9 protein-coding genes are annotated in these 13,305 nt (G+C 37.1%); 6 read left to right on the top strand and 3 right to left on the bottom strand.

Annotated elements, in window-relative coordinates; all coding sequences use genetic code 11:
• Positions 1 to 172: 172 nt before the first annotated feature.
• On the top strand, positions 173 to 589 hold the full coding sequence (locus RB214_RS20295; RefSeq protein WP_309169241.1) for an MAPEG family protein: 417 nt from the start codon (positions 173 to 175) through the stop codon (positions 587 to 589).
• Positions 590 to 656: 67 nt separating this feature from the next.
• On the opposite strand, the gene RB214_RS20300 is transcribed toward RB214_RS20295, so the two are convergent.
• On the bottom strand, positions 657 to 1,406 hold the full coding sequence (locus RB214_RS20300) for a peptidylprolyl isomerase (RefSeq protein ID WP_182753278.1): 750 nt from the start codon (positions 1,404 to 1,406) through the stop codon (positions 657 to 659).
• Between the two features lie 250 nt (positions 1,407 to 1,656).
• Between RB214_RS20300 and RB214_RS20305 the strand changes: the two genes are divergently transcribed.
• Together RB214_RS20305 and ushA are read left to right on the top strand one after the other, a co-directional pair.
• Positions 1,657 to 1,842: a hypothetical protein gene (locus tag RB214_RS20305; protein ID WP_024594581.1), complete on the top strand. Its 186-nt coding sequence runs from the start codon at positions 1,657 to 1,659 to the stop codon at positions 1,840 to 1,842.
• A gap of 87 nt (positions 1,843 to 1,929) precedes the next feature.
• Positions 1,930 to 3,561 (top strand): bifunctional UDP-sugar hydrolase/5'-nucleotidase UshA, encoded by a 1,632-nt coding sequence (ushA, locus tag RB214_RS20310; protein WP_309169242.1) that lies wholly within the window; start codon positions 1,930 to 1,932, stop codon positions 3,559 to 3,561.
• Between the two features lie 29 nt (positions 3,562 to 3,590).
• Here ushA and RB214_RS20315 read toward each other — a convergent pair whose 3' ends face one another.
• Positions 3,591 to 4,535, bottom strand: coding sequence for a hypothetical protein (locus tag RB214_RS20315; RefSeq protein ID WP_309169243.1), 945 nt, complete (start codon positions 4,533 to 4,535; stop codon positions 3,591 to 3,593).
• A complete protein-coding gene (locus RB214_RS20320) occupies positions 4,528 to 5,394 on the bottom strand; it encodes a hypothetical protein (RefSeq protein ID WP_309169244.1) in 867 nt (288 codons plus the stop codon). Before RB214_RS20320 ends, RB214_RS20315 begins: the two co-directional genes overlap by 8 nt.
• A 251-nt stretch (positions 5,395 to 5,645) precedes the next feature.
• Between RB214_RS20320 and RB214_RS20325 the strand changes: the two genes are divergently transcribed.
• From RB214_RS20325 to RB214_RS20335, 3 genes are all read left to right on the top strand, one after another.
• A complete protein-coding gene (locus tag RB214_RS20325; RefSeq protein ID WP_309169245.1) occupies positions 5,646 to 6,500 on the top strand; it encodes a S1/P1 nuclease in 855 nt (284 codons plus the stop codon).
• Between the two features lie 43 nt (positions 6,501 to 6,543).
• Positions 6,544 to 9,777 (top strand): TonB-dependent receptor, encoded by a 3,234-nt coding sequence (locus RB214_RS20330; protein WP_309169246.1) that lies wholly within the window; start codon positions 6,544 to 6,546, stop codon positions 9,775 to 9,777.
• Positions 9,778 to 10,113: 336 nt separating this feature from the next.
• A complete protein-coding gene (locus RB214_RS20335; RefSeq protein ID WP_309169247.1) occupies positions 10,114 to 13,302 on the top strand; it encodes a TonB-dependent receptor in 3,189 nt (1,062 codons plus the stop codon).
• Positions 13,303 to 13,305 lie beyond the last annotated feature (3 nt).

A 13,305-nucleotide genomic window follows, 5' to 3' on the forward strand; every position in this document is an offset into this window, starting at 1 on the left:
AAACTAACATTTTCAATTAATAACTTTCTACAAAATAACGCTATTTTGTGTAACACATTGTGAAAAATGTCTTCATAATCGGATATTAGTTGGGAGTCTGCCAACCTTGCGAGATTAAAAATCTTTCAATATCAAAAAATACGCAAATTCTAAATAATAATAAGGAAAAACAATGGAAAAAATCATCATACTTGCCATATTTGCACAAGTTACGCTTTCACTGGTTGTCATGCTCATTATGGGTAAAAGGCGCTTTGCCGCAGCTAAAAACAAACAACTAGATTTAAGTGATTTTAAAACAATGCAATTAGATAAGGCTGGCGACACTATTAGGGTGGCAGATAGAAACTTTTCAAATCAGTTTGAAATACCTGTGCTTTTTTACGCGGGGTGTTTACTTGCACTGCAACTAAATAGCGCCAGTACACTTGTGGCAATACTGGCCTGTTTATTTGTAGCAACACGTATTGTGCACAGTGTTATTCATTTAGGTGAAAATAACGTACGCGCACGTTTTAAAGTGTTTTTACTGGGTTGTATTTGTGTGTTTTCAATTTGGCTAGCAATGGTTTGGCGAGTACTATTTTAAACAGCAAAGTTTAATAATAGTAATGTGGACGGCTGGTTTAGGCCATCCACATTACCGTTAATTTTAATTATTTAGCACGTTTTAAACGAGGTACCGCAAGTAAAAAAGCACCTAAAAGCCAAATTAACCCGCCGCCAGAACTGCTACTAGAACCTGTTGATGTGTCAGAATCAATTAACGTATTTTCAGTGACAGTAAGGCCTGCTGCTGAATTAGGATCATCATCCATTACCGCCACATTTTGAATAGTCACTAAGTTAGCACTACTAATTGTTACATCAGTACTTGCACATTGCTCAGCAGTAATATCAACCACGGGTGTTTCACCACAGTGTACTAACGCTGCAATTTTATCTAACGTTGATTGGCTTGCTGCAGTAATTTGTCCAAACACAGTAAAGCCACCATTTTGCGTATCAAGTGCTGCACTTCCTGCGCTGTTATTAGACATATTAAAAAACCACTGACTTGTTGCGCTATTAGCATCACCCGATAATTTAGCCATCGCAATGGTGCCCTTAACATTAGAAAAAACGGGCTCATTTTCTACAGCAGGCTTTGTAGTAATCGCATCTAGCGAATCAGAAAATGTAAATCCACCACCTTGAATAACAAAGTTACTAACAGAGCGGTGAATTACTGTTTCGTTATATGAATCGTCTTGAACGTAACTTAAAAAATTTGCGACTGTTTTGGGGGTTTGTTGATCAAACAGGTTAATTTCTATGACACCTTGGCTCGTGTTCATTTCAACTATAGTAGCGGTGCTTGTAAAACTTGCTGCAGCAAGTGCTGAGCCAAGTAAAAGTTTTTTCATGTTTTATTCCTGTTGTTATATTTTTTAAATAATTAGTTAATGCGTTAACACATTAATGCCATCGGCGACTAAAATCGATTCTAAAGTGTGAGTTGATACAATTAAGACCGTGTTGATAACAAATTAATTACATATGCCATTATTTATATTCTTTTTTGCTATATAAATCTAACTATTTAAAATTAAATCATCTTAAAAGTGTGGTCACTTATTTGTTACCTTAAAAAAACACAAACAACAGGATCTAACAATGCCACACACTAAACAAACAATTTGCGACTTTGGTTTACACAAAGGTGAACCATACACAAAACTACCGGCGAGCTTTTTAACGTGGATGGTAGGTATAAACCATACTAAGCGGGAATATGCGGATGCAGAGTTAAAGCGTCGCGAAAGTGCCGCCACAAATCGATTAACTGTACCTTCTAAATAAAATGTCAATAAGTACGTTTTTTTAGCATAAAACTAGTTTAAACTACCCGCTTGATAAATTAAGTAGACCTTAATCCATAGGTATTTTATGCGTATAATTATTTTATTTTCGATTATTTTTAGTGTACTTGGATGTACATCTCCTGCTCCTGAATCAACCTCTAACAGTACTCCTACTGAATATTTAACTGTTCTTCATACTAATGATAATCACGGCCGTTTTTGGCAAAACGAAAAAGGCGAATACGGTATGGCCGCTCGCAAAACGTTAATTGACTCTTTACGTAATGAAGCCCAAAAGCAAGGTCATGCCGTTTTACTTCTCTCTGGTGGTGACATTAATACCGGTATTCCTGAGTCAGATTTACAAAAAGCAGAACCTGACTTTAAAGGTATGTCGCTGATTGGTTATGATGCAATGGCATTAGGTAATCACGAATTCGATAACCCTATTGATGTATTGAAGCAACAGCAAAAATGGGTGAACTTTCCTTTTCTATCAGCCAATATATTTGAAAAAGAATCAGGCGAACATGCGTTTGATAGCTATAAAATATTCAAAAAAAATGGCTTAACTATTGCTGTTATTGGATTAACAACAACAGACACAGCTAAAATTGGTAATCCTCAGTATATTGGCCACTTAGAGTTTAAAGACCCTGTTGACGTTACCGCAAAACTAGCTAAAGAAATAAAAGCTAAGTACAACCCTGACATTACCATTGCGCTGACTCATATGGGTCATTATGTTGATGCTAGCTTTGGCATTAATGCACCAGGTGATGTAACACTTGCTCGCTCACTTCCTGCAAACACACTTGATATGATCATTGGCGGTCACTCACAAGAACCTGTGTGTATGAGTGATACAAATGTAAATGACGATAACTTTAAACCTGGCCTTGCCTGTAAACCAGACCAGCAAAACGGTACTTACATTATGCAAGCCCATGAATGGGGTAAGTATGTTGGTAAAGCTGAGTTTAAGCTTGAAAACGGAAAATTAACGTTACTAGACTACAAACTTATGCCTGTTAATTTGTATGTAGATAAAGTTCAAGCTGATGGCTCTACTAAAGCAGTATTAGCAAACGAGTACATTAAACCAGACCCTAAACTTGAATCTTATTTAGCGGTATACCAAGCTAAAGGCGCTAAACAAATTGAAGGTACCATTGGTGAAGTAGATGCTCGCTTAGAAGGTGACAGAAACAAAGTTCGTTACCAACAAACAAACCTTGCACGTGTAATTATTCAAGCTCAAATGGATGTAGTAAATGCAGACTTTGGACTAATAAGTGGCGGTGGTATTCGCAGCTCAATAGAGGCTGGTAAAGTAAGCTATAAAGATATTTTAAAAGTACATCCTTTTAAAAACCGCATTACTTATATGGATTGGCAAGGCAGTGATTTATGGGATTACTTAAATACAGTAACGAGCTTCCCACCGGATGCTGGTGCTTATTTGCAATACCATAAAATATCGTTTGAGCGTAAAAATAATCAGTTGGTTAATGTTTTGATCAATGGCGAACCGCTTAATAAAAATAAAACATACAGAATGAGTCTAAATAGCTATAACGCATCAGGCGGTGATGGTTATCCTGCGCTTACAAATAAAAAAGGCTTTGTAAGTACAGACGAAACAGATGCTAAAGCACTTCAAGACTTTATTTCAAAAAATAGCCCTCTCAAAGCGGCTGAATTTACCCCTAAATAACCTCTAAGAATAAGAGGAAAGTAATCTAGTTACTTTCCTCTTATTTCAATATTACCTTTTTTAATATTTACCAGCCCATAACTATGCAAACGAGAACGAGAGCCTTCTCCATAGGCTTTAGGTGGGTAATATAACTCTTTTTCTTCAGGACACTCACTAAGTACTTCATCTAACGCCGCACGTATTTCACTCAAGGTTTTTTCTAGACTATTATTAAAATTAGGTCTTTTTCTAACCGTATGACCAAGTTCGACCAACCTATAAAAATACTTGTTAGCGAGCTCTAGAAGCTCCTCTGGTACATCTTTATTATGACTAAGCGCTACATCATCGTTATTTGTACAATACTCTACAAGTGCTAAATAAAAGCATAATGGCTTATTGGCTAAACCCACTTTTTGCTCTGTATTACAACTACTTGATAGTGTTTTATCGTTAAGATCAACTATAAGCATCAGCGGCGTAGGCTCTGTAATTGACTGATGTTGTGCATTATTAAACTGCTTATTACTTTGTTTAATAAACGCAAACTTTACCCAAAAACTAATCAACACACTTAATACTAAAAATATAAAATAGTAAATAAAATGGCTTAATGTAAAGTGGGTTTGCTGAACGTTAAATACAACTAATACAGGTCCGTTATTAGTGCTCAAACTACGTGTTATTTGGTGTAAGTTTACAGGTGCTAGCATTTCGCCTTTTGGTGCAATAGCAACAACTTTAAGATCGTTCGAATTAATGTAGCTATTTAAGGTTTTAATGTAGCTATTAACCGCATCTTTATTCCCCGAATGCTTTAGCAGCTCATTTGATAAATCAAGTAATGGTAAGTCGAGTGCTATTTGCCTTTCTATCTGCGTTATTTTTTGTTTAGTCACTTGCTGGCTTTTTTGAATTACAGAAATATAAAAAACAGAAGATAAAGTTAAAAATAAGCATAGTAAAACAAGTAGTTGTTTATATTTACTCATAACTAACTTCCTCTTTTAAGTTTACTGAGCTAGTACCGCAACTCCAAAACGATTGTGCATTTTGATAATAATGCAAACTTTGATCTTTAGACATATCAAGCAAATTTGCCTGTACTGCACATAATAAATCAGTATTGTTTTGCTGCATTTTTAAATACCATCTTGTTCCAGTAATATTATTACTCAAAGGCGTAATATAGTTTTTTGAAAAACGTTTTTCGTCACTCTCTTTCCAAAACGAAGCAATAATATCTACTTTTCCGTCGGCGAGTAAATCGCGTAATTCGTTATGAGAGCTAGCATAAGTGATTTTCAAATTGGCTAAATTAATATCCAACTCTTTAAACGTTTGCTTTGGTAAAATATGCCCTGATCGGCTGGTCGGATAATCAAGCAAACCTATGCGCTTATCTAAAAAGTATTGTTTAGTAATTCGAGGTTTTTCTTTAGAAGATATAAAAAAAGCCGTGTAGTCAGAAAAACCAACAACGGGCTGGTAGTTATAAGTCGACTCTGCTTTAAAGGCTGCCATAATATTGTTTTTAGCCAAAATTAAGTCAGCAATTCCTTTACCAACAAACTCAAAGCTATCTGCCGTTCTATACCCCCAATACCCTTTTACAGAGCCATATTGCTTAGCCACCACGTTATCAGAGCATAACTTTTGTGTTAATAACTTAGCTATTTTTTTTGATTGCGTAAAAACAATTAATTGGCCTTTGTTACTTGTTGCAGTTGTTTGACACTCTGTTGAGGTTTCGATCATAACTGGAAAATGTAAATCATTATTGTATACACTAACTTGACCGCAAACCCACGTAACGACCAACAATAGAAACAAAAATGTAACAATTAACATTTTGTGCAACACAATATTTTTATAATTCAAAGCAATGCCACCCAAAAATAGACGATATAGTGTATTTGAACAATTTCGTTTACCTATTACAACAAGTAATTTTACCTGTCAAACATAAGACACTGATTTTAAAAGAAATTCAATAAGAAACTATGAATTTTAATAAGTCCTTCCTATCAACATTAAAAATGAGGACAATTGACCGCATTAGCTTATAGCAACCCCATGAAATATTCATTTAGGAAGTTTTAATGCATAACAATATAAAGTACTCGATATCTTCTGCGCTTTTGATTAGTGCGATATTCACAAGCACTAACTCACACGCTTGGGGTCAAAATGGCCACCGTATTGTAGGGCAGATTGCACAATCTCATATAAGCGAAACAACTAAAGCGGCAATTAAACCTTATTTAGATGGTGAGTCACTTGCGCAAATATCAACGTGGCCTGATGAAATGCGCTCTGCTCCTGGCGACTTTTGGCAAAAGCAATCATCTCGTTGGCATTATATTAATGCAGCACCAGGAAATTCTTTCAGCTTCAATCACGATCACACTAAAAACAAAGAATCTGTAAGTAATATCCTTGAAGGTATTCACTACTCAATGCAGACACTTACAGATACCAACAGTACGTTAGATGCTAAACAGTTCAGTTTACGTTTTTTAGTGCATTTGGTAGGCGACAGTCATCAGCCATTTCATGCAGGTAGAGGTGAAGACAGAGGTGGTAACCGTATAAAGGTTTCATTTTTTAATGAAGAAACAAATCTTCATAGCCTTTGGGATACAAAGTTAGTTGAGAACGAGAACTTGTCGTTTACTGAATACGCTCAATTTATTGATACAAATAACAGCGAATTAATTGCTGAGTATCTACAAAGCTCACCTAAAACTTGGGTTGAAGAATCACACAATTTAGCAACAAAAATTTATAAGTACACCAACGACGAAGTTGGGTACAGCTACATTTATAACAACACTCCAATTGTAAAAACACGCCTACAACAAGCGGGTATTCGACTAGCTGGACTATTAAACGCCTTATTTGACCCTTCTGCAAAAGAGTTAGAAACGGCACTAAAAATGACGACTGACAAATAAACAGTATTAAATTTATATAACCTACACACGGGAAATCAACATTATGACTAAGCTTCGCCTTTCGAAATTAACTGGAGCGGTAATTTTAGCTCTAGGTGTTTCTACAAGCGCAATAGCTGCTGATACTTCATCTGCAATGCGTGGTAAAATTACGACGCCTTCAGGTGGCAGTGCTGCAAACGTTAAAATTAAAGTAGTTCACCAACCAACGGGAACTATTAGCGAGCTAACTACAAACGAAAGTGGTACGTTTATCGCTAATGGCTTACGTGTAGGTGGTCCTTACATGGTTATCATCGATTCTGATAAGTTTAATGATACAACTGTTGAAAATATCTATCTAAATCTGGGTGAAACTTACCGTTTAAGCTCGCAGCTTGCTCCGCTAAACATCGAAAAAATTGAAGTGTCTGGTTATAAGATTGTTCAGCAATCTGGTGGCTCAAGCAGCTCATTTGGTTCTGATACTATTGAGAACATGCCAAGCTTTAACCGCGACATTAAAGATATTGCGCGCTTAAACCCACTTGCCAGTATTAATGGTAATGGCGAGCTAACGTTTGCAGGTAGTAACCCTCGTACCAACGGTTTAACCGTTGACGGTATTGGTCAAAATGATGACTTTGGCTTGAACTTTGGTGGCTACCCTACTTCTCAGCCTCCTGTAGCACTTGATGCTATTGAACAAGTTTCTGTTGATGTATCTCCTTTCTCAGCTTCTAAAGGTAACTTTGGTGGCGGTACTATTAACGCAGTAACAAAATCTGGTACAAATGAGTTTAAGTTCTCTGGCTTTTACGAAATATCTACCCCTGAGATAGCTGGCGATGTAAAAAGTATTCGTGAAGAAGATGAATTAGACCCACTAACGGGTCATAAAACTTATTCTTTTTATGATGTTGAGCCTATTCAATCAGAAAAGCGTTATGGTTTTAACGTAGGTGGCGCTATTCTTGAAGACGAGCTGTTTTATTTTGTAAACTATTCTAAATGGTCAAGCGAACAAGATCTAGATTACGGCTTCGACGGTTCTGGTGCTGCTAATGAATTTAATACTTCTGAAGCTAACTATAATCGTTTCATTTCTATTTTAAATAATGAATACGGCCTGACTGATTCATTAGCAGGTGCGCCTGAAGATACTAACGAAAGCTTATTAGTTAAACTAAGCTGGAATGCTAGCGATGAACATCGCCTAGATTTCACGTATCAGTGGCAAGACGACCAAGACGAGCGCAATAGCAGTAGCGGTGGTAACTCTGTTGTTATGCGCTCTAACACTTACGCTTATGTTACTAAGTTTAATAATTTTTCAACTAAATTATACTCAGATTGGAGTGACAACTTCTCTACTGAGGTCGGCATTGCATATAAAGACGTAACTTCAAACAGCAATACACGTTCAAATATAGGCAGTGTTAGTGTCTATGAAGAAGAAATAAATGGTCGTGGTACAGGCGCTCAATTTGCTTTTGGTACAGACAGCACCCGCCACGCTAACGTATCTGAAACTAAAAACCTAACGCTTACGTTTGATGCAACCTATTTAATGGATGAGCATGAAATTAACTTTGGTGCGCAGTACGAGTCATTAAAACTTTATAACCTATTTGCCGAAGATTCATTAGGGTCGTGGCAGTTTAAAAGCTTAGATGATTTTGAAAACCGCATGGTAAGTTTTGAAGCTAAAGATTCGAAAAAAGATGAAAATGGTAACTACCCATACGCTTTTGAGTACAAAAATGCCTATACTAATAATTCATCTGATAAAGCTTATGATGTAACGCGTAACCAACTTGCGCTTTATATTGAAGATAAGTTTTACATTGGCGATGACTTAGAAATGACTGCTGGCATTCGTTACGAGCGCTTATCATCAGATGACAAACCAACGCTTAATGAAAACTTTGCTAATACCTATGGCTTTACTAATCAAGAGAACCTTGACGGACTAGATATTATTTTACCGCGTATTGGCTTCAAATATTATGCTACAGAAGCACTTACAATAAGTGGTGGTATTGGTCGCTTCCAAGGTGGGATACCAAACGTATGGTATAACAACTCATTCCAAGCTGACGGTATTACAGAGGTAACCGCTCCTTCTAGCGTGATCAACGAATACTTCGCGAATAACCAAGCTGATATTACGCAGGTACCTAATGAAATTAAAAACTCATTAGAAAAAGGCAGCGGCAGCGTTGCTTTTATAGACCCTAATTTTAAATTGCCTTCAAGTATACGTACTCAAATTGGTTTTGAATATGAATTCGACTCTGAACTATTAGGTAATGGTTTTAAGTGGCAAGCAGAAATTGCTTACCATAAAAAAGAAAATGAAGCGGTATGGCACAATGCTTCGATTCAACCAGTTGGATTAGCAGCCGATGGTGAGCGTGTTATAAACCAAACTATTTACAACAATTTTGATAATGCTGATATCGTAATGACTAACTCATCTGAAGATGGTCGTTCAATTATTATCTCAACAGGCCTTGCTAAAGAATGGGACAACGGTTTATTTACCTCTTTTAGTTATGCACATCAAGACGTAACTGAATCTTCTATTGGTTCAGCATCGCAAGCTGAAGGTAACTACAAACATAATGTTACTGTTAACCGTAACGAAGACCTTGCCGCACGTGGCTCTTACGAAGTTGAACACAGTTTTAAAATTAATTTAGGTTACAATACTGAATTCTTCTCAGGCTACGCAACCAAGTTTAATGTTTACTTTGAACGTCGCTCAGGTCGTCCATTTAGTTATACTATGGATATGTATCAAGATGACGATTTAGGCGATACGAGTACGTTATACAAAAACAGCGCATACTTACCTTATATCCCAACAGGAGCTGATGATTCTCTCGTAAACTGGAGTGAATCAGGAATGAATTGGAATCAGTTAGAGCAGCTGTTAAATAAAGCAGGTATATCTGAACGAGGCCAAATACTTGGTAAAAACACAGCGACTCAGCCTTGGGTAACAACCATGGATGTGAGCATCAAACAAGAAATCCCTGGCTTTGCACAAGGCCACAGTGGTGAAATTTACTTCATGATTGATAACTTTGCCAATTTACTTAACAGTGACTGGGGAATCGAAAAACGCTTAAGCTATGCAAACCAAACTATTTATGACTTCGGTGGTTTAGATGATGAAGGTCGTTATATTATCGATTCAGCATACGACGGTGCAGATGTGCGTAATTACTCACAAATCAATTCATCGTCATCAGCTTGGCAGGCTAAAGTTGGTATTAGCTACAAGTTTTAAGCCTTAATAGGTAAGTAATAACACATTAAGTTATTTGTTAATAAAACCCATTGCAAATTTGTAATGGGTTTTTTGTTTTTCACACCCCAATTTCACATGTTTGTCATAAAGCCCACGTAATATATACCCCGATATAGAGTTATTGCTCAAAAAAACACTCAAATAGACAAAAATAGTACTATTTATTAAAAATATATTGCAGTTGTATTTTATTTGTAACGAATAAATAAGGTACACTAGTAACGGATTTTGAATAAATGAACTTTAACTGTTTATTTTGAAAAATTTTAAAATAAAAATATAAAAATTTAATTAATAACTACACGGGAAAATTAAATGAAAACTCAATTACGCAAAACAGCTCTATCACTTGCTATAGCAGCATGTGTTGGTGTGAGTGGTGCTGCAATTGCAAACGAAACAACCTCTGCAATTAAAGGTCAAATAAAGGGCCCTAACGGTAACCCTGCTGCAGGAACTAAAATTACTATTTTACACGTTCCTTCAGGCTCTGTTAAAACAACTGAAGTAAATGACGCTGGTTACTTTACTGCTAAAGGTCTTCGTGTTGGCGGCCCTTACAAAGTAATCGTAGACTCAGACATCTACGCTGACCAAGAGTTCAATAATATTATCTTGAACATTGGTAGCGACTACCCTGTTAATACTTCACTTGAAAATATCTCAGATGTTGAACAAATTGTAGTAACTGGTCGCCCTATCAGCACTATGTCTGGTGGTACGGGTCCTGCTTCAACATTCACATTAAGCGATCTTGAAAATCAACCAGCTATTAACCGTGATTTAAAAGATATTATTCGTATTGACCCTCGCGTTGCTATCGATGATAGCCGTGGTTCAATCAACTGTGGTGGTGGTAACCCACGTTTTAACAGCTTAACCCTTGATGGCGTTCGCATGAACGATAACTTTGGTTTAAGCTCAAACGGTTACCCTACTATTCGCGCCCCGTTCTCTTTTGATTCAATCGAGCAAGTAGCGGTAGAATTAGCCCCTTTTGATGTACAATATGGTGGTTTCACATCATGTAACATTAATGCAGTTACTAAATCTGGCGGCAACGACATTCACGGTGGTGTATTCTACGATTACACTAACGATTCGATGAAAGGCGATAAGATTGAAGGTAATGACGTTGATAACGGCGATTACAGTGAAAAACGTTATGGCTTTAATGTTGGTTTACCGCTAATTAATGACACGCTTTTCCTTTTCACTTCTTACGAAAAACTTGAAGGTGTTAAACAGTTTAACTATTCATCTTTAGTGTCTTCTGCAGAAATTGATGAAATTAGACAAATTACACGTGATGTTTATGGTTACGAAGCCGGTGCAACACCAGCAAGCTCACCAGTAGAAGATGAAAAAATCTTAGTGAAGCTAGATTGGAACATCAACGATGACCACCGTGCTAACCTAATTTATAACTACAATGATGGCTTTACTTTATCGCAATCAGATGCAGATGGTGATGAGCTCGCATTTGACAGCCACTTTTATGAGCAAGGCGCAGAGTTCACTTCAATCGTTGCATCACTTTACTCTGATTGGAATGACAACTTTTCAACTGAAGTTCGTTTAGGTAAATCAGAGCTTGACGCTCGCGTTCAGTCTTTAGACGCGGCAAGTGGCTTTGGTGAGTTCCAAATAAGCACTGATGACGCTACTGTGTACGTTGGTCCTGATGACTCTCGTCAATCAAATGATTTAAACTACGATACCACAACAGCTAAATTCTCGGGTACTTACTACCTTGATCAGCACACGATTACCGCTGGTTTTGAGTATGAAAAGTTAGAAGTATTTAACCAATTCGTGCAACATACTGAAGGTGAATGGCGCTTTGCTTCGATTGACGCATACAGAAATGGGATTGCTAATGCAGTTTATTATAATAACTCTGCAAGTACTAATAACCCAAATGATGCAGCTGCTAACTTTGCTTATTCACAAAATACATTTTATGTACAAGATGAATACAGCTTTTCAGATATCGATGCATCATTAACATTTGGTCTTCGTTACGACAGCTATTCAAGCGATGACAAACCAACATTAAATCAGAATTTCACTAATCGTTACGGATTTAGCAATCAGTCTACTTTTGATGGTATTGATCTAATTCAACCACGTGTTGGTTTTGAGTGGTATGCAACCGATGCACTAGAAGTACGTGCAGGGGTTGGCTTGTTCTCAGGCGGTAACCCCAATGTATGGTTGTCTAACTCATATTCAAATGATGGTATCACCAATATAGGTGCTTATATCAGCGATATCAGTAATTCATATAAAGTTGGTTCTGGTGATGATGAAGTCACTCTAGTTGACCTATTTGATACGCCAAATGTAAATGGTGGTACTCCAGGTTACGACGTTCCACAAGATATGTTTGACAAAGTAGCAAATACTGAAATTGGTTCGGGTGATGCTACAACGAACGCGGTAGATCCTAACTTTGAAATCCCATCAGAGTGGAAGTACTCTTTAGGTGCTACATATACTACAGAAAACGACTATGTTATTGCTTTGGATTACCTTTACACTAAGAAGCGAGATGCAGCGACTCTTGTAGATATTGCTTTACAAGATTCTGGTAAAACTACTTTTGATGGTCGTCCTATCTATGAAAGAAAAGAAGATCCATTAAATCCAGGTAAATATCGTAGTGGTGAACTATTACTAACAAATGTGAATGGTGATAGTGGTGAGTCTTCAATTATATCTGCTGCAGTAAGTAAAGCGTTTGATAATGGCGTTAGCGTTCAGTTCTCATACGCTTACACTGATGCAGATGATGTAAACCCAATGACTAGCTCTGTAGCCAGCTCAAACTACGGTAACCTAGCAACATCAAACCCAGGCAACCCTGGCGTGGCATCATCTGATTACGAAATCCCACATCGCTTTACATTAAACCTAGGTTATAAACACGAGTTCTTCGATGGTTATAACACCCGCTTTAACCTATTTGGTGAAGCATACAAAGGTTTACCATATAGCTTTACCTACAAGAGTAATCGTGACACCGGTGCGGGCGATATTCAATTTGGTGATAGAAACTCTAATGGCGCGCGTCAATTATTGTATGTACCACTTGAAAATGATCCTAACGTTGTTTACAACATGAGTGCTGATGAAATCAATGAGTTTAATGACTTTATTGCATCTGAAGGCCTTAAACGTGGTGAAATCACAGGGCGTAACCAACAGAACTCTGATTGGTTCGTTAAGTTTAACTTTAAAATTACTCAAGAAGTACCTGGCTTCATGGATGGCCATAAAGGTGAAGCATTCTTCGTAATCGATAACTTAACTAATATGTTAAACGATGATTGGGGTGTATTAAGAAAAGGCTCTTTCGTAGGTAATAAGATGGTTGAAGTAAATATTAATGACCAAGGTCAATACGTTTACTCAAACTTCAGTGCACGTAGTGCTGAACAGTCTGTACAACGCGATGCCTCTTTATGGGAAATGCGTGTAGGTCTTCGTTACACTTTCTAATTT

The sequence above is a fragment of the Pseudoalteromonas sp. HL-AS1 genome, assembly GCF_031198785.1.
GTDB lineage: Bacteria > Pseudomonadota > Gammaproteobacteria > Enterobacterales > Alteromonadaceae > Pseudoalteromonas > Pseudoalteromonas distincta.

Coding starts and splice junctions, on each gene's coding strand:
- RB214_RS20295 (WP_309169241.1), top strand. CDS start 173: ATGGAAAAAATCATCATACTTGCCATATTTGCACAAGTTACGCTTTCA.
- RB214_RS20300 (WP_182753278.1), bottom strand. CDS start 1,406: ATGAAAAAACTTTTACTTGGCTCAGCACTTGCTGCAGCAAGTTTTACA.
- RB214_RS20305 (WP_024594581.1), top strand. CDS start 1,657: ATGCCACACACTAAACAAACAATTTGCGACTTTGGTTTACACAAAGGT.
- ushA (WP_309169242.1), top strand. CDS start 1,930: ATGCGTATAATTATTTTATTTTCGATTATTTTTAGTGTACTTGGATGT.
- RB214_RS20315 (WP_309169243.1), bottom strand. CDS start 4,535: ATGAGTAAATATAAACAACTACTTGTTTTACTATGCTTATTTTTAACT.
- RB214_RS20320 (WP_309169244.1), bottom strand. CDS start 5,394: ATGTTAATTGTTACATTTTTGTTTCTATTGTTGGTCGTTACGTGGGTT.
- RB214_RS20325 (WP_309169245.1), top strand. CDS start 5,646: ATGCATAACAATATAAAGTACTCGATATCTTCTGCGCTTTTGATTAGT.
- RB214_RS20330 (WP_309169246.1), top strand. CDS start 6,544: ATGACTAAGCTTCGCCTTTCGAAATTAACTGGAGCGGTAATTTTAGCT.
- RB214_RS20335 (WP_309169247.1), top strand. CDS start 10,114: ATGAAAACTCAATTACGCAAAACAGCTCTATCACTTGCTATAGCAGCA.